The organism is Trinickia sp., assembly GCF_051954495.1.
Lineage (GTDB): Bacteria > Pseudomonadota > Gammaproteobacteria > Burkholderiales > Burkholderiaceae > Trinickia.
Genome location: NZ_JBQCHR010000015.1, coordinates 22,228 through 43,627 on the forward strand (window position 1 = coordinate 22,228; position 21,400 = coordinate 43,627).

A 21,400-nucleotide genomic window follows, 5' to 3' on the forward strand; every position below is an offset into this window, starting at 1 on the left:
GAAAGGCCGAGCGCCGGGCGTCCGGCTCGCCCGGCGCGTCTTGCGTCAATGCAGCCGACGGTCCATCACGTCGCGCGCCCCCGCGTAGTACTCTTTCTCGATCTGATAGCGAACCAGGCAGCCCTCGCACAGATGGCGGATGATGCTCGGGCTCTTGCGCGCGAGCGGTAGCAATACCCGCGCGACGAGCTGCTTGCCATGATTCGCATCCACCGGAACATGCAGTTCGTGGTAGTAGCGAAACTCCTTCGGCACGTCGTGACGGTTCATGCCCTTGAGCATCTTCGTGAAGCGATAGGGAACGGTTTGTTCGAGCAGCGTCAGCGCACCCAGCAAACGCCCCACGTGCTGCCGACGCAGCGCATACATGAGCAGCAGGTTGCCGTTCTTGAGCGCAGCGACAGGCATGTCCACCGTCAAGTCCAGATCGCCTAGCTGCCCCTGGAAATACGGCGCCGCGCGCATGAACGTCCGCGTATGCATTTCGTCGAGCTCGCCCAGGCCCATTTCGTCCCAGAAGTTTTCCGCGAGGGCGAGCTTCATATCGCCGTCCATCCCGAGCTGCGACAGCGCGATGATGTCGTCGAAGCGGCCGTCGACCTGCGCCTCCAGCGCGACGAACAGCGACAGTTGCGACAGCGAGGCTTCCTCGGCGAGAAAATCGAAGAACGGCGCGACTTCCTTGCGATGCGTATTGCGAAGCGCGACGTACCACTCTTCGAACTGGTCGGCGTTGACGGGAAGATCGCCCAATTCGATGCGCGAGCGCTCGTAGTCGCTCCATTGCGTCTCGAGATCGTGAATGCGCACGTAATCGTCGGTCAGCGGTACGGTTTCGGGGGCGCTCGGCGGCGCCAGCTCGCGCAGATAGAACGCGTTCAAGGCCATCTGGCCGGCCAGCGTGTTGCACGCCTTATCGTCGTCGAGCGAATTCGTGTGCAGCTGCGGTTTGAAGTCGGGTTTCAATTGCGGTTGCGTACTCACGGTCGTCACTCCATGTCATCGGTCGGTGTTGGCTACGCGCAGTTCTCGGTGCGCGGTCGTGTGAAGCAATGCGGCGTGCGCGATATCGGGGCGCGTGCGCAATCTCGATGCGGCGCTTACGTGCGTGACGTCGCTCGCGGCGAACAGCGCGCTGATCCAATCGCGCGTGTCTTCCCATCGCTCGTGCGCGACGATTCCCGCTAGCGGCGCCTCGTGCGCGGAATACGTGATCTTTCGCTTCACGCTCGCCCCGGTCGGCAATTCGATCCAACGAACGAGCGACGGATCGCCGCGAAACGCATCGATGCCCGCGATGCCTTCATAGGCATCGGTCTGCAACGTGTGCCCGGGGAAAACGAACCAGCCGTGCCAGCGCGGCTGCGATTGCGTTTCCGGCAACGGACGAGAGGGCTCACCGTTCAGCAGCAGGCGCAACTCCTCCGAAGGCATGTGCACGCCTGTCGCGTACTCGAAGGTCGCAACGACATCGGCGCCGCCGACGCGGTTGCCTACTTCGAGGAACACGAGCGTCTTACCGTGCTCGATCGCCTCCAAGTGAAAGCTGCCTTGACGAATGCCGACCGCCTTCAGCGCCGCCGCTGCCCACTGCCTCGTTTGCGGGGTGACCGGGAAGTGGTACGAACCGAGCGGGCGGCCGTTCGCGAACCCAAGGCATGTGCCGATATAGCGGCTGGCCGTGAGCGTCAGCAGCTCGCCGCGTGAAACGAGGCCGTCGAAATGAAGCACGTCGCCGCTGACGAATTCCTCGACTTCGTAATCGTCGATCGCAGGCGTTTCGCCGTCGAGACGCGCGACACCGGTGCGGCGTTCGCGAATCGCATCGAGCGTTTGCTCGAGCGTCTCGAAGATCACGACGTCCTCGCTCGACGCCCCGCTTCGCGGCTTGAGCACGGTTTCGCCGTCCCATTGAGCTCGTGCCGAAGATGCCATCAGCGCACTCAAGCTCACAAAGCGCGGCACACGCAAGCCCGCTTTGCTTACCGCTTCTTTCATAGCGACTTTGTCGCGTACGAGGCGCACTTCGTCGAACGTGGCGCCGGGCGTGACGAGCCAAGCGCGCAGCTTGGCTGCATCGAGCAGATCGTATTCCGACAACGCGATGACGCGGTCGAAAACACGCGGCGTGCGCGTGAGCCATGCCTGCGCTTCCTCGAACGTGCCTGCCTTCCCAGGACGCTCGACTTTTTCGCATCGCAGCCCCTCGGGGAGCGTCGAAAGCAAGTCTGGCACACCGAAATACGTCACGTTGTGCTGGTCGTGATCGATGCCGCGTGCGTACTCGATGCGCGGGTAAGGCACGCGATGCAAGACGAGAATGTTCATGTCATAGGCTCCGATCAAGCTGCGGCCAGAGAGACGCTTTCCGTGCTGCCCAACCGCTGCGGCTCGAAGACCTCACGCGCCTCGCCCAGCACCGACAGCCAAATCGCGCGCACCGTGGCGACCGCGCTGCGCATGTCTAGGCTCTCGCTGTCCGCGACGAAGCACGCTTGGGCGGCAAAATCCGCGTTGTCGCGCGGCAGCGCGGGAATACGGCGAGCGCCGTCGCCTAGCCAGCCGAATTCGAGCCGGCGGATCGAATCGACGCCGAGCAGCGCCGCGGCGCGCGCCAGCGTGCGATCGAACAGCACTTCTCCCGCGGCTTGCGTCGGCGGCATCAAGGCGCCGTCCGAAGGCACGCCGAGCATGACCGTTGCGGCTCGCCGTCCCGAAGCCGAGAGTACGGGCTCGCGCGAGATGCCGAACGCCGCATCCACCCAGAGGCCGTAGAAATCGACGTTGTAGACGTATTGCGCGATCGTCCAGATCTTCATTCCGGCGGGCCGGCGATTCGGCTCGACAACGGCGGCTTGGCGCCCCGCATCGTCCAGCTTGATCTCGTTGTGGAACGGCCCCATCTGCTGCCCCACCAGCACATTCGCGAGCCGCCCCGTGCGCGTCATCGTCGCCCGCTCGGTCGCGGTTAGGCGCGCCGGGAGGATTTGCGCCACCTCCACGGGATAGCGGCCATTCGCGCTGACTTTCTCGGTGATGAATTCGGTCGTGCCCACGCCGTCAAAGGAGAATTCCCGGGCGAACGGGATCAACGTCTCGCAGATCGCCCCGCGGGACAGGTACGGCTCGACGGCCGCAAAAGCGGTGTCCAAGCTATCGCCGGCCTTCACGACCATGACGCCGCGGTTGTTGCCCTCGCACGACGGTTTGACGACGAAGCCGTCGGGATGCGTATCGGCGAATCGACGCAGATCGTCGACGCTGAACACCTCCACACAGTCGGGCACCATGACGCTTTGCGCTTCCAGCAGTTCGCGAACACGCGATTCGCTCACGCGATAGTCGCGCTTGCTGTAGGCATTGCCGGCCAGGGCCGCGGAATCGACGGGCAACGACAAGCGTTCGAGCAATGCCGCGCCGCTTTGCACCGCGTTGTCGGAAAACACCATCCCCGCGCGCAGACGCTCTCGCCATGGCTTCAGATAAAACAGCGCTTGTTCGACGAAATCCTGCGCGAGCGGATCCAGATCGATCACGCAATGGCACAATTGCCGATCGCGCTCGGTCGGCTGCGAACGAATCAGAATGGTCTCGGCGCCGTGACGCTCGCGTGCATACGACGCGATATGCGCGACGTCGGAAACCCGAGTGAGGTTGTAATCGATAATCAACAGCAGAGGTCGGTTGCCGTTCACGATTGAGTCTCCAATGCGAGGGAGGGGGTCCGGTAGCGCACGTCGATCGCGCTGGCCGATTCCACCAACAGGTCGTTGAGCGATGCATCGCGCTCGTCGCGCGTCATGCGCCAGAGCAATTGCCCGAGGAAGGATTCGCGCGGCGTGTCTTCCACGACGTCGCCGGCCTTGAGCAGAATCTGCTCGACCACCGGCCGACGCCCATCTGTGCGCACCTCGATGCTTTCGATCTGTCCGGGTGCGGCGAAATAGACGCGGAAGAACGTCGCAAGGCTCGTCGGCGCCGCGCCGTCGTCCTTATATGCGAGACGCCCGAGCATGCTCGACAGCCCCGCGTACTGCGCGCCGTCGGCTTGCTCGAGCAGCACGGCAAGCCATAGCTCGAGCATGCCCGCCTCGCCGTTCAGCGCTTTGACGCTCTGCGAGATGAGGCTGCCGCCCACGCGCGGATTGATCTCGATCAGATCCCAGCGTGCGCCGTCGAAGCGCGCTTCGACGTGAAAGCATCCCCAATCGAGTTGAAGCTGGGCGAACACGGCCCGCAGCCAGTCCAGTCCCGCGGCGATGTCCGAGGCCGCGATCGATGCCGGCGGGCTCGTGCAGCTGTCTTCGAGCACGGTGCCGTTCGCCTCCGTCAGTTCGCACTTCTCATGCAGCCCCACAACGTGCACCGCGCCTTTCGATGCGAGCACTTCGAAGCTGAATTCGGCGCCTTCCAGAAAGTCCTCGGCAACGAACGTGACGTCCTCGCCCAGCGCCGATTGGTAGACGGTGTCCTCCTGCGCGTGTTGCGCGATGGCATCGAGCCGCTCCCATGTCGTCTCCGCAGTGAGCCGAAACGCGCCGTACGAAGCAATGCCGCGCGCGGGCTTGATGAAGTACCGGCCGCCCTCTCGTTTCAGAGCCTCGAGCACCTCCGGCGTCACGATGCGCGACGCGACGCGCGACAAGCCGGTACGATACAGCTCGCCGCGTACGGCAAACTTGTCCCGCAGGAAATCGATTCGCTGCGAAGGCAAGTCGCCCACGCCGAGACGCTGGTTCGCGTGAGCCATCAACGCGCGGTAGCCTTCCCACACGCTGATGCACGCGCGAATGCTGCGTCCCGACGCTTGCAGCACAGCGATAGCGCGTTCGACGTCCTCGATATTCAGCACATGCGAGTCGCTCGACAGCACCGCTTGCGCCAAGCCTCGCAACTTTTCCAGCCTTGCCTCTCCATGCTCGGGCAGCGGCAGGGAGCTCAGCACGAACGCTTGCAAGCCGCGCGACTTGATCGTCGCGATCAGATCCTCCGCGAACGAAAAACCGCAATGACTCAAGATCAGAACGCCGTAGTTCGCCATCGCCATGTCTCCTTCTCGACCGTCAGGCCGCGGCCTTGAGAGTCGGTTCGATCTTGTCTTCGTAAAGCTCCTTGAAGTAGAGCGCCAGCACGCTCTGGTGCTCGCGCAGGTAGCGCTTGAGCGCGTCGATGTCCTCCTCGCCGCGAATCAGGTAGCGCACGGCGGCCCAGACTTCGCCCGGATGGTCGTCGTTGATGTCGGTATGCGAATGCGCGATTTGACCGGTGATGTTCGTTTCGCCCACCGATTCCTTGAGCGCCTTGAGCTTGCGCGGCTCGAGTTTGACGTTCACGTATTCGACGAGATACGAGTAGGCGATCACGCCGAGCGGGCCTTCGTGATCGAGCAGATAGGAGAAGTAGCCTGTCAGCAGCTTGGTGGACAGGTACGGCTCCGTATCGAGGAACTGCTGGCGAGACACGCCGGCTCTTTCCAGGTCTTGGATGAAGAGCTCGTCGTGCAACATTTCCTCGCGCTCGTAGTTGGCCCAAATCTGCGCGGCTTCGGGGCTTTGCTTGGCCACTTCGGCGAGCGTCTTCGACTCCGACACGCGCAGTAGGCGAATACGCCATGCCGTCTCGATCAAATGGCGCTTGTAATAGTCGGAATCGACCTTCTTACCCTCGAGATGCGCCGCGTACGGCACCGTTTCATACCAGTTATCGATTTGCGCATCGATAATCGAATCGATTTCACTGCGCACTTCGAGCGACCGTTGAGCATTGAGATAAGGTGTGCGGTTGCCCAAGCCCGCATTTTTAACGCGATTGCCCATGATTCCTTCCTTAATGAATTGAGAAGAAACGACTACGCGAAAACCCTAATCGACAAGACCGTCCGTTTGAATCTACCGCGAAGCGACTTGAATCGTTACCGCGCCGCTGAGATGACACTGACACGCAAGCCTGAACGTTTCACCCGGATATCCGAGCGTTTCAAGAAAATCCTTCTCCTCTTTTTGCTTCGCGCCGAGATAATTGATTCCATCTAATATCTCAATTACGCACGCGCCGCAGACACCGGCTTTACAGCCGAATGGGATCGATTCCTGGCCGTAAAGCTCGAATTCGAGCTCCGTCAATGGACTTCCATGCGGCAATACCACCTCCACGCTCTGAGGCATGAGCTTTACCGTATGCATGACAACTCCAGTTATGATTCTTCTTCCGGGAAGAAAAACCGAGGATGTGAAACAGGAGGCCGCGTCTTATTCAGTCGTGCCGGGTAGCTGCGGGTAACTATAGGGCATAGGGTTTCAATTTGCAACTGGTTCGTTTATGAATTTTTAGTGATTTTATAGACAGATCAGTCTATTAATAACGTTTTCGACGAAGCAAAGTTAATTGAACGCTTAATGCGACGATCCGCATAACAGCTGCCCAGAATACTGAAATCTCCGCTGGATTATTCCAAGAGGCGATCTTTCGATTGCGCTGATTATTTTCCGAATGGGAATTTGTTTTACTTTTAAAAATTGGGTAAGCACTTAAGGCGAACGTACCGTAAGACGAGTTAATTCATCGGGCAGTGCCGCGCAGGTGCCGAAGCGGTTAACAGCGACTAAAGCGAATGGCTGTACGCGGACGATGACTGAAAGTTGGGTATGGTCGAAGAGAAAAGCCGAAGAAAGAACGCACCGATACTCATGGCAGGTTCACGATGCGCGCAGGGGCCGGTGACGTGGGATATGACACCCCTACCGGCCGTGTAGTTGTGCGCGCAACCAACTGCGCCGGCCGGTCGACCCGCGACATTCCCCGGGGCCGGGCGCCCTCAGCCCGCTTCGTACAGATCGGCTTCCGGCGAGGTTTCCGTGCGCGGACAATCGATGTCGCCGGCCGCCTTGACCATCGTATCGTCCGGCCCGAGCAATCGGCCGTCTTGCGAACGCAGTTCGAGCCGCCTGACAGGCAAGCTTTGCTGCTTGTCGACGAGACAGACCTGGCATTCGTCGTTCTCGAAAAAATATTCCTCGCCCCACTGCCGCAGCGCCACGAGCAGCGGAAAGAGCCCCTTGCCTTTCTCGGTTAGCACGTACTTCTGATAGGCGCTGCCATCGGAGGCGGGCGCGGTTTCGAGAATGCCGTGATTGACGAGATTGCGCAGCCGCGTGGTCAGGATGTTCTTGGCGAGGCCCAGGTTTTTCTGGAACTCGCCGAAACGCTGTAGGCCATCGAAGGCGTCGCGAACGATCAGTAAGGACCACCAGTCTCCAATCGCGTCCAAGGGTCTTGCAATCGGACAAGACGTTCCCTTGTGACTCGTTCGCTTTACCATCGCGGCCCTCCAGTTTCATGTAAACACACTGGTCCGGCCGTCTCCGATCGCATACGTCGACACGACGTATTCTCGGGCATCATGTTTCGATCTTCCTCGACTCGACGGACCATGAACGCACCGCTACTTCATACGACGAGATCGCGCGAAGCCACGGGGCAAGTGGTTCCATTATAAAACTCGCGTTCGGACTGGACAAATAGGGTTGCGCCGTATGCATGCGAACGCTGCCGTGTCCCGCCCCGCCCCGCCGAGCGGCCCGTATTGCCCCGCAGACGCTAGCGAAGGCGGAAGTCGTCGAACCGAATCCACACGAGCAAGCGGTTGCGGTCGGGCTGCCCATCCGCGCCGCGCGCATACGCGTGGCGACGTGTGGGAAAGCGCAAGCCTTGCGCTTCGACGTAGTCCGAGACGTAGTGCGCCACCTGGGCATTGCCCGACAGCTCCAAGTGGTAGTCCTGCCGCCGCAGCAGGTAGTCCGGCCCAAAGTAGAAATTCTGCTCGGCGCTGTGGCTGGCGAGCGTCTCGGGCAGCACGACGTTCAATACGCGCCACACCTCGCCGTCCTCGTACCACGGCGCGATCTCCTGGGTTCGAACGCCGGGCATCGCAAGCAGAAACGGCGTAGCCAAGTAGGTCCACAGCGCATAGCCATTGAAATACGCGCGGTGCATCATGTCCCAGTACGTGGCTGGCCCATAGCCCGCGAACGACGCGCGCGGATCGCGCAATTCCTCGACGAGCTGATGATCGTAGTCCTCGATCGCCACGCGCGTGGGCGTGAACGTCATGCGATGGTTGGGGGCGTCGTACGGCGCGATGCTGGTCCACTCTTGCGCCGTCTTGATCGTGACGTTGCCCCATCCGTGGTTTTCAGGAATGCCTTTCGACGGCCAGAAAGGCCCGCCGGTCGCGCTTTTCACGGCCAGTTCGCTGAACCCGTTCCAGCGATCGAGGCCGCCGTAGGCCTCGAGCACCTTGCTCAAAAGATCGTTCATTGAATGTCTCGGCAAACGAAAAGGGAGTTGGCGTGGCTCGGGCGCATTGCGCCGGGCGTCCGCCGGGGGGGCAGCCTCTTGTCGAGCCGCGTCGCCGAAAATCAATGGATCGGCGACGCGACCGGACGTGTTGCTGGATCAGGTGCGAACTTGCTGTTCAGCCTTGCGCGGCGCGAAGATGAGGAAGCTGATCGCGCCCAACACCCAAACGCTGAAGCCGCCGTAAAGCATGAGCCAGCTAAAGCCTTCGACCAACGCGGCATGCAGGATCGAACCGGACGGATCGGCTTGCGTCAGCATGGGGAAATGCTGGCCGAGCGATTCGATGCTGCCGCCGCCGGCGATGCGTTCGGCGAGCGATTGCAGATCGGCCGCGCTGAGCGTATTGGGCAGCGCGTTCTGCAGGTGATCGACGATACCGGCTACGAGCACGAAGCCCATTACGGCGATGTTGATCGCCAGGCTGATCAAGCGAGCGCTGATGTCCATGCCCGAGGCCATCCCGGCCCGATTGGACGGCACCGAGCCCGTGGTCGTGTTCGTCGTCGGCGTATTGGTGAGGCCCAGCCCGATGCCGGCGATCAGCGAACCCGGCAGCATGGTCCACCCGCTGGCGATCGAGGACACGGCGCCGTAGCGCATCAGAATGAAACCCAGCCCGATCGTGAACATGCCGAGCGGGATGATGACGCCGGGTTGATAGCGGTGCGAGAGACGCTCGGCCAGGGGCGGAATGACGAGGGTCGGCAACGTGTAGGCGAGCAGCGAGAGGCCCGCGGTGACGACGTCGTAATGAAGGCCCGTTTGATAGAAGATCGGCAGAAAGATGATGAACGGCCAGAAACTGAAGTTCATGCCGACCGAACCCATGATCGCACCGGAAAACCTTCGAATCCGAAACACGGAGAAATCGAACATCGGATGCGCGTTGATTTGCTCGACGAGCACGAAGACGATGAAGCTGACGATCGTGGCGGCGATGATGTAGAGCGCGCCGCGGCTCGTAAAGCCGAGTTCGGAACCCTGCGTGATGTAGTACGTCAGCCCGAACACCGCGAGCGACAACGTGACGATACCGAGGATGTCGAGCTTCTTGGCATCGGGGTCGCTCGATTCCTCCACGCTGCCGAACGCCAGGAACAGAACCAGGATAGCGAGCGGGACGTGAATCAAGAACACCCATTGCCAACCCGATAGCGCGGCGATCGCCCCGCCGATCATCGGCCCGAAGCCCAACCCGAAGCCCAGGAAAATGCCCCAGATGCCGAAGGCTTTGACGCGCTCCGCGCCCTCTTTGAACTGATTGGACAGGATGGCGATGATGCAGATGAACATCGAGCCGCCACCCATGCCCTGAACGAAGCGCGCCGCGATCAAGAGCGGTGCGCTATGTGTGAGGCCGCAGATCAGCGAGGCGATGCCGAAGACCGTGAGGCTCAGAATGAACATCAATTTTCTGCCGTACCGGTCGGCGAGCGTGCCGGCCGCCATCAGCACCGTGGTGCATGCGATGGTGTAGGCATTCATGATCCATTGCAGATCTTTGAAATCGGCATGCAACAGCTTTTCAAGCGTGGCCAAGATAACGGGCACGCTCGATATTTCCAAAGCGAACATGAGCTGCGCTAAACAGATCGCCGCCAGTGCAATGGAGTTTCGACTAGAGCGAGTGTAGGAAATGTCCATGGGTCGTTCTTCCCAAATCGATGTTAGCGGGCCGGTTGCGCCATCGGCCGGGTGCGCCGTGGCGAGCAGCGGGTCATGACCGGCGACCAAACGGATGTCGACATGCGGGCTGCGACGTCCGTCTAAGCGGTTTTAAATTGAAACCAGCTGTATGCTAGTCGAAGCAGTATTAATTTGCAACCGCGTGTTGCGCGGCGATACGCCTGCGCGAAAACGCCTGAACGGCGCTTAGGCGGGAGCCCTGTAAGAAGAGTGGGATGGCGGTACGGGACAGGCGCGGAGCGTCGTATTCAGACATGCTCCGGCAAGCGTTTCGGCGATGGGAAAGAAGCGCCCGGACCGACGGGTACGCCGGTCCGCGAGGTGTGGGTCAATCCGGCGTCGGATAGATGCCCGTCAATGCGATCACGAAATTCGCGACAAGATAGGGATTGCGCAGCGGCACGGGACTCACGCCGCCCGTCGATCCGATGGTGAGCGAGGTAATGTCGATATTGGCCGATGCGTTGAACGGAGCCAACGTCGTGTTCGGCGCACTCGTGGTGTATTGCGTCGTGGCATGGCCCGATGCCATGCCGGCCGCGAGCACGGTGTTCGTGCCAGGCTGTTGCTGCAAATTAGTGGTGCTGGTCGAGGCCGGCACGCTGATTTGCACCGACGACCCCGAGCCCGAGACTGACGCCGAATGCGAATGCAGCGGCATTTGCGGAATCGTCAGCGTGGCGCTTTCCGCGCCTCCGGACGCGGCTAGCTGCATCGGCGTCAAATTTTGGCCGATACCGGCGCCTACGGGACTGCGCCCGCAAAAATTCGGCAGTTGGAACGTCGTGGGCGCGGTGCCGCCGTATAGATTCCCAATCAGCGAATAGAGGGCTTGATTCTGCCCCACCTGCATTGTTTGGCCTTGGCACAACGCCCAGCCGTAAGGCGCGAATTTGAAGCTGACCATCCGGATTTCACCGATGTACGGGTCGCTCATCCTAGTCTCCTTGTGTGGTGTCCCTAACCGTTGCGGCGGAGTAAGAAGATTAGTCTAACGAATACCCGGTCGGCAATGAAAACTGCCGGTGAGAATCATTTTTGTGTACAAGCGTCGCCCCCTTTCGCTAGGCCCCATACCGCTGCTTCGTCTCGCGTTCGCGACCGGATCGGTCGTCGGCATTTACAATGCCGTGCTCTCATGTCATGCGTTTTGCGTCAGGACGCTACCCGTCAATGAAGAACACGGTGCTCGACATTCCGTCTTTCCGGTATTTCCTGTTCAATCGCATTGCGACGACGATGTCGATCCAGATGCTGATGGTCATCGTCGGCTGGCAGATGTACGACATCACCCACAGCGCGTTCGATCTCGGCCTCGTGGGTCTCGCGCAATTCGTACCGGCGCTGGCGCTGTGCCTCGTCGTCGGCCATGTCGCGGATCGATACGATCGGCGATACGTGCTGGTCGCATGCCAAGCGGCGCAGGGCTGCGTCGCCCTGCTGCTGACGTTCGGAACGCTGTTCGGCTGGCTCGGCCGCGATATGCTGCTCATCGCCTCGGTTGCGCTCGGCACGGCCAGAGCGTTTCAGTTGCCCACCCAGCAAGCGCTGCTGCCGGCACTCGTTCCGTTGTCCGCCTTCCCGCGCGCGTTAGCCGTCAATTCAGCGGGATCCCAACTTGCCACGATCCTCGGGCCGGCGGTGGGCGGCTTCATCTATGTGGCGGGCGCGGCAGCCGTCTATGGCGCGTGCGCGGCGATGTGCGCGTTCGCAGTCGTGATGATCTACCTGGTTCGCTACGACTACTCGCGGCCCGCGCGCGAACCGGTCACGCTGCAAACTTTATTTGCCGGCATCCGCTTCATCTGGCGACGGAAGCAGGTGCTCGGGGCCATCTCGCTCGACTTGTTGGCCGTGCTGTTCGGCGGCGCCACGGCGCTGTTGCCGATCTTCGCGCGCGATGTCCTGCATGTCGGTTCGTGGGGCCTCGGGCTGCTGAGATCCGCGCCCGCGGTAGGCGCCTTGCTGGTGTCGCTGTCGTTGGCCCGTCATCCCATTGAACGGCGCGCGGGCAAGATGCTGTTCGGATCGGTGGCGTGTTACGGTCTGGCGACGCTGGTATTCGCGCTCTCGCGCTCCTTTGCGTTGTCGCTGGCCGCCTTGGCGCTCTCGGGCGCCTTCGACATGGTCAGCGTCGTCGTGCGCCAGTCGCTGGTTCAGCTCGATACGCCGGACGACATGCGCGGCCGAGTCAGCGCGGTCAACGCCATCTTCATCGGCGCGTCGAATCAGTTGGGCGAGTTCGAATCGGGCGTGACCGCCGGTTGGTTCGGCGCCGTCCCCTCGGTGCTGATCGGCGGGATGGGGACGATATGCATCGTCGCGCTTTGGATGAAGCTGTTTCCGACGCTAGCGAAGCGAGAGACACTGACGGCTTCGTAGGCGAAGGAACCGCCCTGCGAGACGGGCGACCGACCGCCGACGTACCTTCGACTCGACCGTCGAACGTTCGATCGGCATGCCGAGAATCAAAACCTGAACCGCGCCACGCAAGCAACGAGCTGTGCAGCCTGCGATTTCAGGCTTTCGGCCGCGGCGGCGCTCTCTTCCACCAGTGCGGCATTGCGCTGCGTCGTCTGATCCATCTGGCCGACGGCTTTGCCCACCTGCTCGACGCCCACGCTCTGTTCCGCGCTCGCGCTACTGATCTCGCCGACGATGACGGCCAAGCGGGAAATCGCGCCGACGACCTCGGTCATGGTCGCCCCCGCGCCGTCGACGAGCGCGGCGCCGTCGTTCACACGCTCGACGCTCTCCGAGATCAGTGCCTTGATTTCGTTCGCGGCTTGCGCGCTGCGTTGAGCCAGGCTGCGCACCGCGCTCGCGACGACCGCGAAACCTCTGCCTTGCTCGCCCGCGCGCGCCGCCTCAACGGCCGCATTCAACGCGAGAATATTCGTTTGAGCCGAGAGATCGTCGATGATGCCGATGATGTCGGCGATCTTGCGGGCGCTGTCCCTGATGCCCTTCATCGTCTCGACCACTTCCTCCACGCCCTTCCCGCCCTTCATCGCGACTGCGCGAGCGGCGGTGGCGAGGCGGCTCGCTTGCGTGGCGTTCTGCGCGTTTTGCTTGACCGTTGCGCTGAGTTCCTCCATCGATGCGGCCGTTTGCTGAAGTGCGCTCGCTTGTTCCTCCGTGCGCTGGCTCAGATCGGCGCTGCCGGACGCGATTTGCGAGGATCCCGACGCGATGGCGTCGCTGCTGTGACGCACTTGCCCGACGATGGCGCAAAGCGATTCAGTCATCGATTTCATCGCCGCCATGAGGCTGTCGGTATCGCCCGGCGTCAAGCGCACGTCGACGGCCAGGTTGCCCGTCGCGATCTCGCGCGCCGCGTCGCGCGCATCGTCGGGCTCGCCGCCGAGCTTGCGCGTGATCGCTCGCGAGAACAACACCGCGCCCGCCATGCCCGCCAGTAAGGTGGCGGCCATGGCCGCGAAGCTGATGAGCGCGGCGCGCTTTTGCCGCGCCTTCGCCCGAGCGTCGGCCGCGATCGTTTCTTCGACGATCTTTTCCCCGGCCACGCGCAGCGTGATCACCGCCTCGCGGTCGAGACCGTCCGTCGCTTTGTCGCCGACGGCGATGTCGAACCCCGAGGCCTTGAATTGCTCGAGCGCCTGGCGAAACGCTTCGCCCAAGTGCCGATGCAGCACATTGAACCGCTCGATCTTCGAGCGTGCTTCGCCGGGCGGCAACTCGGCTGCGAGCTTGTCCGTCGCCGTTTGCGTGGCTTGTTCGTATTTCTGAAAACCGCCCCAGTATTTCGCGTATTGCTCGGGATTCCCGCCTCGTATGAGAATGTCCTTGCCGTTTTGGACTTCGTTTTTGTAGTCGATCTGCGCATCGGCCACTTGACGCGCCTGCATGCCGTTCACTTCGATGAGCCGCGCATAAATGTTCGCGGCCGCGTTCATCTGATAGACCCCGAAGAGACCCGCCGCCGATGCGACGAGCAACGTGACGCCCAGCGCCAACGGGAGCTGATGGACCAGTTTCATGGCTTGCCTTGTCCGGAAATAAAAAGGCGCCGTGCGAGGCACAGCGCCGTGGCTATCCAGGGGCGAGACTACGGAAGGATTGGCTGCGTGTCCCTACACGAAATGAAGATTCGATGGGATTTTTGTTTGCTCGGATGGATGGGGCGATCGATCCTGATGGTCTAGCCTTTCTAGTCTTGCTTGACCCCTTCGGCTTGGATATGCAGCTTCGTGAGCATGTCGAACCCCAGCTTTTGCCCCATGTCGATGCCGAAATCGGCGCGATTGAATTGCGCGCTCGCTTCGACGCCGCACACCTCGCGCTTGAAGAACGGATTGACAATGCACTTAAACGACTCGATCTTCAGGTTGACCGGGCGTGTCACACCGTGCAGCGTCAATGCGCCGATCACCTCGGCGGGCCGATCGCCATCGAACTCGATACGATCGCCTTTATAAGTCGCGCTAGGGAATGTTTTCGTGTCGAACCCGTCCTTACCCTGCAGGTTGCGGTCGAGTTGCGCATTGCCCGTGTCGATAGACGATGGATCGATCGAGACTTCCACCGAACCTGTCTTCTTCGCGGGATCGAGCGTCACTACCCCACTCGACTTCGTAAATTTTCCGCGCCAAATCGAAACGCCGCCGAAGTGATCGACCGCAAAGCTGGGGTAGGTATGGGTGGGGTCGAGTTGATAGGTCGTGGCGAAAGCGTCGATCGAACACGAAGTCGCCGCCGCAATGACGCCAGCCGTGGCGAACCATTTTCGTTTGCTCATTGTCTCCTCCTTGTGATAGATGGAATTGCTTCAGAACTTCGTCGCCACGAGGTGGAATTTGATCGTCACCTCGTCCGCCACGATCGATGTGTCTTTCCACTCGCCGGTGCCGATATCGAATTGCGAGCGCTTGATTGGCAATGCGCCGTCCAGCGCCTGCGTGTTCTCCGTCTGCGTGAGCGTCACGGGCACGACAACCATGGCCGATCTGCCCTTGATCGTGAGCTTGCCCGTGACCCGATACTGGCCGCCGCCGGCCGCGGCGATCGCACTCGATACGAACGTCGCGGTCGGGTAAGTTTGCGCATCGAACCAGTCCTTGCCGATCACCTGGCTGTCGTAGCTCGGATCCCCCAGGTCGTAGCTGCCGACATCGACCGTCAGCTGCGCGCTGCCGGAAGAAGGCGCGGACGGGTCGAAGTGCACGCTCGCGCTGAACTTCTTGAAAACACCCTCCACGGGAACGTTCATCTGCTTCGATATCGCCGTGATCAAGCTTTTGTTTAGATCGACTTCGGCGCGCGCACCGCTCGGCATGGCGATGGCGAAAAAAATCAGGGCCGACGCGATGCAATGGTGAAACGATTGCTTCATTGCTAATCCTTCATTACTTGAGAAAAGGCAACATACGGCGGAGCAAGCCGTCCCGGTCGATCCAATGATGTTTGACGACCGCGGCGGCATGCCCGAGAACGAGCGCGAAGAGCCCGTAGTTCAGTGCGACATGAACGGTCTTGAGCCAGACCTTGAGTGCCGGATCGGGCGCGATGATCGTCGGCAACGACACGAGGCCAAGGTAGACGACCGGCACGTTCGCCGCCGAACTGTAGAAATAGCCAGAGACCGGAATCGCGACCATCAGCGCATAGAGCGCGAGGTGCACGACATGGGCCGCGCCGCGCTGCCACGCACTCGTGCTTTCGGGTAGCGGCGGCGGCCGATGCGTCGCACGCCACAGCATTCGCAGCAGGGCGAGCACCAGCACCGTCACGCCGATCCACTTATGCCACGAGTAAAAGCGCAGCTTGTCGGGCGTAATGCCCGGAATGCGCGTCATGACCCACCCGAGGGCAAATCCCCCCGAAATCATCGCGGCGACGATCCAATGCAGTGCGATGGCTATCGGCGTGTAGACGCTGTCGTGTCCACGCCCGCGCGCCCGCGCCGCGGTGGTTTCGTTCGTCCGGTTTCCGGCGCGCGCTCGGCCGGTGCAGCTCATGTGATTCAAGTTCTCTCTCCTATGTCTTCCGCGGCGACGAGCGAATTCACGCAGACGACTCGCTGAGCGCCCAGCAAGGACACGCCCGCCTCGACGACATCACCGGCTCGCAGGTAGCGGCCGTAGTGCGCGCCGATTCCGGCGGGCGTGCCTGTGCAGATCAAGTCGCCCGGTTGCAAAGACGTGTGCGTCGACAGATACGCGATCTGCTCCGCAATACTGAAAATCATGTCGCCGGCAAAGCCGTCCTGCATCGACGCGCCATTCAGACGCAGCCATGGGCGCAATGCCGAGGGATGCTCGACCTGCCAAGCAGGCACGAGCCAAGGGCCGGCCGGCAGCCAGCCTTCTCTCGATTTCGATCGCAGCCAATCCGTCCCAAGCGTCGGCAGATCGTGTCTCGTTACGCGCTCGCGCAAAGTGATGTCGTTCACCACGCAATAGCCCGCTACGTACTCGAGCGCCCGCGAGGGCTCGACGTTGCGCGCGGGTCGCCCGATGACCACGCCGATTTCGACTTCCCAATCGAGGGTCGACATGTCAGCTTCGACGAGCAACGGATCGAACGGTCCGGCGACCGCGGCGGTCCCCTTCAAGCAGACATAGGGCGCACCGTCTCGACGCCGTTGTTCGATGCATGCGAGCGTCGCCTCACGGCAGTCACGTTCGTGTGCGCCGCCGCCCGCATCCAGAGCGGCTTGCACGACCTGACAGCGGTAATTCCCGATCGTGCAGTACACCTGGCGGGGCGAGATCGGCGCATGCAGCGCGAATGCGGCCGTCTCGACGCCGCGCTCGGCAATCAGCGAGCGCACGGCTGAAGACGCGCACAGGCGCTTGAGCGGGGCCGCATTAGCGGCCCATTCGGCGATGAATTCGAACACCGACGACGTCCCGCGCAAGCCTTCGCCACGCCAATACGCCAATGCCATGACCCGCCCCTCGAAAAGCAACCCCGGAAACGGAGCGCAGCCAGCGGTCGAAACGTTCACGAGCACGGGGTTCATAAGGGTTCAAAGGTCATTAGCGGAAGGCACAGCGACGACGTCGCCCTCGCGAGGGCAGGCCGTGCGCCGGCGCGGCGCGGTTTCAACGAGCAGTACGACCGCCGCCGCTCCCGCCACGAGGCTGTAGAACGCAAAGTCGAGCGTCCGCGCCAGGCCGTAGTGCTGCGCGATGAAGCCCGCAATCACGGGCGCCACCCCGCCCCCGAACGTTTCGCCGACACCCGACACGAAGCCGATGGCCGACGCGACGAGGCCAGGCGGAGCCGCCTCGGTCGCCACCGGACCGCTCAACAGCGACAGCAATCCGATGGAAAACATCGAGACGCCGAAGAGCAGCGCGAACAACAGCGGAAGATTGGGCCCGGTACGAGCGAAGCAATAGAGCAGCAGCGTCGCGGCGGCGAAACCGAACAAGGCGGTCGGGCGCCGGCCCAGGTAATCGGACACGCCCGGCAACACGAACGAACCGGCAAAGCCGCCGAAGCCGATCGCCGACGCGACGAAACCCATGCTCCGCGTATCGAGATGAAGATCGGCGACGAGATAAGTCGGGACCATTGCACCCATCACGAAAATGCCGCCCATCGCACACAAGATCGCCGCCGTGGCGACGAGTACGTTGCGCGTACGCAGTAGTTGCGTCCAGCGTACCTTGGCGGCGCTCGCGCCGAGCGTCGATGCGCCGCCTCGGCCGTGCTCGCGCAGCGAACGCGCAATGAGCGCCGACACGATCAAACCCGGCACGGCCGAGATCATGAAGACCCAATGCCACGACGGCACGATCCTCAGCAACTGGGTGGCCGCGATCGGCGCGAAGCCAAGGCCCACGAGCGGGATCATACTCAGTTGAAGCCCTTGATTGAGCCCGCGGCGCGCCGGGCGTGAGGCCTCGCTGTTCGCGGCCAGACTCGCCGGCGTGAACGCGCCTTCGGCGACGCCCATCGCCGCGCGCAACAGCAAGAGACTGGCAAAGCCGGTGGCGAAGCCGGACAGGCTCGACAGGATGGAGAAGACGATCATCGTGGCGACGAGAATCTTCTTGCGGCCGATGCGATCCGAAACCGGCCCCATGACGATGGACCATAGGCCCCATGCGACGCCTAGCACGCCGATCAGGCTGCCCAACTGGGAATAGTCGAGCCGCAGGTCCTTCATCATGTAGGGAAACATGGGGGCCATCAGCCACCGGTCGAAGCCGACCAATCCGAATCCAAGGCCCAGCAGCACGAGCGTCTTTCGCTCGTAACCGATGTCATGGTGAGGCGCGGTCATGAGGTGTCTCCTAGAGTTGTCTTTCGTCTGATGAGGGAACGCGGGCGGCGCTAGCGCGTCGGCGGAACGACGCTCCAACTGCCGTCGTCATGTCGGAAGAAAAAGATCGTGACTGAGCAAGCGGGGCGCGGCAGGCATACGCAAACGCAGCGGTTGCGCTGCCGATCGCGCCGGACGTGCGGTACACGACTCACATGGATCGGCTCGCCCGAGCCCCTGCCGAACCACTTCTCGACCACACAACGCAGGGATCTGTCCTCGACAAGCACTTGCTTCTCCTCCGTGCAACCTGCCTTGACGGTTTTCCGTTCGTCACTGCCGCGCACGTTCAATGCTAACGTTAGCGTAGATTAGATGCGCGTTCTCTCGATGTCAAATGCGTATATCCACCAATTCAATGCTTACGTAAGCACTGAGAACCAACTTCATGCCATGCTATTCCGGCTCCCCGCAAGCGGAGCGCGTGTAACGGACGGCAGTCACAGGACAGCAGCGCTCGACGTTCCGGTGTGCTATCGTTTGTCCGGATTCGCCTCCCTTGAACGCCATGATCACCATCAAAGACATCGCCGCTCGTCTACAGGTTTCCCCGTCGACCGTCGGCCGCGCCCTCGCCGACGATCCGCGAATCAGCGCCGCCACGAAGAAGAAGGTCACGGAAGTCGCCGACGAAATGGGCTATGTGGCCAATCTCGCAGCGCGCATGATGCGAGGTGTATCGAGCAATCTCGTCGGTCTCGTGCTGCCGGATATTCGCAACAGCTTTTATTCCACCATCGCGCATGCATTGTCCAAGTGCGTGCAGAGCGCGGGGTTTCAACTCACGCTGTCGGAAACCGAAGACGACCGCATGGTCGAGTTGCACCACATCCGCGAGCTGGCGAGCGCGAACGTCGCGGGTATCATCATCGTTCCCACCGCACGTCCGCATCGAGAATCCGTACGGCTGCTCAAGTTGTCGCCGCATGTTCAATTGATTCGTCGGCAGGCGGCCATCGGAGATCAATTTTTCGGGATCGACGATACGCAGGCGATATTCGATGCGACGAACCATCTGATCGCGCTCGGCCATCAGCGTATCGCCTACCTCGGCGGCACCGACGAACTGCCCACGGGCGCGGCGCGCCTTGCGGGGTATCAGAGGGCGATCGAGACATTGCCTCGCAATGCGCGTCCGGGCCCCGATCTTGTTCGACTCGGCCCTCCGGGCTCGGTCGATTTCGGCCGGGAAGCCATGGGCGAGTTACTGTCGGCGCCCATGCCGCCCACGGCGGTCGTGGCGGGTTCGGTGCGAATCACGCAAGGGATCCTCGAAGCTCTGATGGCGCGCCGTATCGCCGTTCCCGATCAACTGTCCGTCGTAGGGTTCGGCGACGAAGTCGGGTTCAGTTGGTGGGGCCCAGGGCTCACGACTATCGGCCTGCCCGTTCACGACTTGGCCACCGCATGCGGGCTTTGGTTCGTGCATCAAATTCGCCAGAACGCGGCAGCGGGGGCGCCTTACGCATCCATCGCCACCGCGACGATGATCCACAGGGGCAGCACACGCGCACTTGCCGGCGCACCGCGTGAACGCGCCGCTGTCAGTAGGAGTAAAAGCCCCGCTTAGTCTTTCGGCCGAGGTGACCGGCGTCGACCATCTCCCTGAGCCTCGTCGCCGGCCGATACTTCGTGTCGCCGAACGCTCGCTGAATCATCTCCATGATCGAAAGCACGGTATCGAGCCCAATCAAATCCGCGAGCGCCAAGGGCCCCATCGGATGATTCGCGCCTAGCCGCATCCCGGCATCGATTTCCTCTGCGCTCGCCACGCCCTCCTGCAACGCGAAGATCGCTTCGTTGATCATCGGTACGAGGATGCGATTGACGACAAAGCCGGACACATTCTTCACTTGTATCGCGGATTTTCCGAGACGCTCGGCCAGCGCGACCGTCGTATCGAACGTCGCGTCGCTCGTTTGCATGCCGCGGATGATTTCGACGAGCGCCATCGCGGGAACGGGATTGAAGAAGTGCATGCCGACGAATCGCGACGGGTCGGAAAGCGTCGCCGCGAGTTGCGTGATCGAAACGGATGAGGTGTTCGTCGCCACGATGGCATCGGGCCTGACGACGGCATCCAGCTCGCGCAAGATCTGCTGCTTGATTCGAATGTTTTCCGTTGCGGCTTCGATGACGATGTCGCATGTCGTCAGCGCACTCGCGTCGGGCGACGCCTCGATGCACGCCAGCGCGTCCTCGGCTTGGTTGGGCGCGAGCTTGCCCTTTGAAACCAGCCGCTCGACGTTCGCCGATATTCTTTCGACGCCGCGTTCGAGCGCATGCGGGTCGACGTCGTTGAGCACGACGCTCAGGCCAGCCGCGCCGCATACTTGCGCGATCCCTGCGCCCATCTGCCCCGCGCCGACGATTCCTATCGTTTCAAACTGCATCATTGCCTCACATGCATGGATAATTTCAGACGTGGCCGGCCCGGCGTTGGGCAGGCGTTGGATTGGCCGACGCCACGCTGCTCTGCTTCGTATTTCGCGGCGCGAATCGCACCGTCGAACGTCGCCTCGCTGGCGACGTGCGTCCGGTCGACGCTCACGATCCAGCTATCGAACGTGTAACGCCAACGAATGCGGCGCTCCTCCAATAGCGCGGAGAACCAACGCCACACGGACGCATCGTCCGCGTTGGCCTGAGCAGCAGCTTCCGAGCGCGCGCGTTGCATGGCGTTCATGCCGGTAAGTCGACCCACTGCGGCACCGCGGTGAACAAGTCGGCGGCCAAACCGTAATCGGCCACGCTGAAGATCGGCGCTTCCGGATCCTTGTTGATCGCCACGATCACCTTCGAATCCTTCATCCCGGCCAAGTGCTGAATCGCGCCCGAGATGCCCACCGCCACGTACAGCTGCGGCGCGACGATCTTGCCCGTCTGACCGACCTGATAGTCGTTCGGCACGTAGCCCGCATCCACCGCCGCGCGCGAGGCGCCCAGCGCCGCGCCGAGCTTGTCCGCCAGCGGCTCGAGCACCTTCGTATAGTTCTCGCCGCTGCCCAGGCCCCGTCCGCCCGACACGATGATGTTCGCGCTCGTCAGTTCCGGACGGTC

Annotated in this window: 21 protein-coding genes; 2 read left to right on the forward strand and 19 right to left on the reverse strand. The window is 62.0% G+C overall.

Annotated elements, in window-relative coordinates:
* Window positions 1–45 precede the first annotated feature (45 nt).
* The 10 genes from ACTHNR_RS01715 to ACTHNR_RS01760 form a co-directional block, all read right to left on the reverse strand.
* Complete coding sequence (locus ACTHNR_RS01715; RefSeq protein ID WP_440545686.1) at window positions 46–984, reverse strand: iron-containing redox enzyme family protein; 939 nt, start codon at window positions 982–984, stop codon at window positions 46–48.
* A gap of 15 nt (window positions 985–999) precedes the next feature.
* Entirely contained in the window at window positions 1,000–2,328 is a 1,329-nt protein-coding gene (locus tag ACTHNR_RS01720) for an ATP-grasp domain-containing protein (RefSeq protein ID WP_440545687.1), read from the reverse strand.
* 14 nt (window positions 2,329–2,342) lie between these two features.
* Complete coding sequence (locus tag ACTHNR_RS01725) at window positions 2,343–3,695, reverse strand: ATP-grasp domain-containing protein (protein WP_440545688.1); 1,353 nt, start codon at window positions 3,693–3,695, stop codon at window positions 2,343–2,345.
* Window positions 3,692–5,041, reverse strand: coding sequence for an ATP-grasp domain-containing protein (locus tag ACTHNR_RS01730; RefSeq protein WP_440545689.1), 1,350 nt, complete (start codon window positions 5,039–5,041; stop codon window positions 3,692–3,694). The genes ACTHNR_RS01725 and ACTHNR_RS01730 overlap by 4 nt, the downstream gene beginning before the upstream one ends.
* 22 nt (window positions 5,042–5,063) lie before the next feature.
* Window positions 5,064–5,816, reverse strand: coding sequence for a hypothetical protein (locus tag ACTHNR_RS01735; RefSeq protein ID WP_440545690.1), 753 nt, complete (start codon window positions 5,814–5,816; stop codon window positions 5,064–5,066).
* A 72-nt stretch (window positions 5,817–5,888) separates the two neighbouring features.
* Window positions 5,889–6,182: a 2Fe-2S iron-sulfur cluster-binding protein gene (locus tag ACTHNR_RS01740; RefSeq protein WP_440545691.1), complete on the reverse strand. Its 294-nt coding sequence runs from the start codon at window positions 6,180–6,182 to the stop codon at window positions 5,889–5,891.
* 632 nt (window positions 6,183–6,814) lie between these two features.
* On the reverse strand, window positions 6,815–7,318 hold the full coding sequence (locus ACTHNR_RS01745; RefSeq protein ID WP_440545692.1) for a winged helix-turn-helix transcriptional regulator: 504 nt from the start codon (window positions 7,316–7,318) through the stop codon (window positions 6,815–6,817).
* A gap of 278 nt (window positions 7,319–7,596) precedes the next feature.
* A complete protein-coding gene (locus ACTHNR_RS01750) occupies window positions 7,597–8,316 on the reverse strand; it encodes a hypothetical protein (protein ID WP_440545693.1) in 720 nt (239 codons plus the stop codon).
* A 138-nt stretch (window positions 8,317–8,454) separates the two neighbouring features.
* Window positions 8,455–10,002, reverse strand: coding sequence for an MFS transporter (locus ACTHNR_RS01755; protein WP_440545695.1), 1,548 nt, complete (start codon window positions 10,000–10,002; stop codon window positions 8,455–8,457).
* Window positions 10,003–10,372: 370 nt separating this feature from the next.
* Window positions 10,373–10,981 (reverse strand): phage tail protein, encoded by a 609-nt coding sequence (locus tag ACTHNR_RS01760; protein ID WP_440545696.1) that lies wholly within the window; start codon window positions 10,979–10,981, stop codon window positions 10,373–10,375.
* A 236-nt stretch (window positions 10,982–11,217) separates the two neighbouring features.
* Between ACTHNR_RS01760 and ACTHNR_RS01765 the strand changes: the two genes are divergently transcribed.
* A complete protein-coding gene (locus ACTHNR_RS01765) occupies window positions 11,218–12,426 on the forward strand; it encodes an MFS transporter (protein WP_440545697.1) in 1,209 nt (402 codons plus the stop codon).
* Between the two features lie 86 nt (window positions 12,427–12,512).
* Here ACTHNR_RS01765 and ACTHNR_RS01770 read toward each other — a convergent pair whose 3' ends face one another.
* From ACTHNR_RS01770 to ACTHNR_RS01795, 6 genes are all read right to left on the reverse strand, one after another.
* Window positions 12,513–14,045, reverse strand: coding sequence for a methyl-accepting chemotaxis protein (locus ACTHNR_RS01770; protein WP_440545699.1), 1,533 nt, complete (start codon window positions 14,043–14,045; stop codon window positions 12,513–12,515).
* 170 nt (window positions 14,046–14,215) lie between these two features.
* Window positions 14,216–14,803 (reverse strand): YceI family protein, encoded by a 588-nt coding sequence (locus ACTHNR_RS01775; RefSeq protein ID WP_440545700.1) that lies wholly within the window; start codon window positions 14,801–14,803, stop codon window positions 14,216–14,218.
* Window positions 14,804–14,833: 30 nt separating this feature from the next.
* On the reverse strand, window positions 14,834–15,397 hold the full coding sequence (locus tag ACTHNR_RS01780; RefSeq protein WP_440545701.1) for a YceI family protein: 564 nt from the start codon (window positions 15,395–15,397) through the stop codon (window positions 14,834–14,836).
* 13 nt (window positions 15,398–15,410) lie between these two features.
* Window positions 15,411–16,031: a cytochrome b gene (locus ACTHNR_RS01785; protein ID WP_440545702.1), complete on the reverse strand. Its 621-nt coding sequence runs from the start codon at window positions 16,029–16,031 to the stop codon at window positions 15,411–15,413.
* Window positions 16,028–16,954, reverse strand: coding sequence for a fumarylacetoacetate hydrolase family protein (locus ACTHNR_RS01790; RefSeq protein WP_440545703.1), 927 nt, complete (start codon window positions 16,952–16,954; stop codon window positions 16,028–16,030). Before ACTHNR_RS01790 ends, ACTHNR_RS01785 begins: the two co-directional genes overlap by 4 nt.
* Before the next feature lie 81 nt (window positions 16,955–17,035).
* A complete protein-coding gene (locus ACTHNR_RS01795) occupies window positions 17,036–18,301 on the reverse strand; it encodes an MFS transporter (RefSeq protein WP_440545704.1) in 1,266 nt (421 codons plus the stop codon).
* A gap of 547 nt (window positions 18,302–18,848) precedes the next feature.
* On the opposite strand from ACTHNR_RS01795, the gene ACTHNR_RS01800 reads away from it, so the two are divergent.
* Window positions 18,849–19,910, forward strand: a complete 1,062-nt coding sequence (locus ACTHNR_RS01800) for a LacI family DNA-binding transcriptional regulator (RefSeq protein ID WP_440545705.1) — start codon at window positions 18,849–18,851, stop codon at window positions 19,908–19,910.
* Here the strand turns inward: ACTHNR_RS01800 and ACTHNR_RS01805 are convergent.
* The 3 genes from ACTHNR_RS01805 to ACTHNR_RS01815 form a co-directional block, all read right to left on the reverse strand.
* Window positions 19,885–20,733 carry a 3-hydroxybutyryl-CoA dehydrogenase gene (locus ACTHNR_RS01805; protein WP_440545708.1) on the reverse strand — a complete coding sequence of 283 codons (849 nt, stop codon included), beginning with the start codon at window positions 20,731–20,733 and terminating at the stop codon, window positions 19,885–19,887. The genes ACTHNR_RS01800 and ACTHNR_RS01805 overlap by 26 nt on opposite strands.
* Window positions 20,733–21,026 (reverse strand): hypothetical protein, encoded by a 294-nt coding sequence (locus ACTHNR_RS01810; protein ID WP_440545706.1) that lies wholly within the window; start codon window positions 21,024–21,026, stop codon window positions 20,733–20,735. The genes ACTHNR_RS01805 and ACTHNR_RS01810 overlap by 1 nt, the downstream gene beginning before the upstream one ends.
* On the reverse strand, window positions 21,023–21,400 hold a 378-nt coding region (locus ACTHNR_RS01815; protein ID WP_440545707.1), incomplete at its 5' end, for an electron transfer flavoprotein subunit alpha/FixB family protein. The genes ACTHNR_RS01815 and ACTHNR_RS01810, both read right to left, overlap by 4 nt.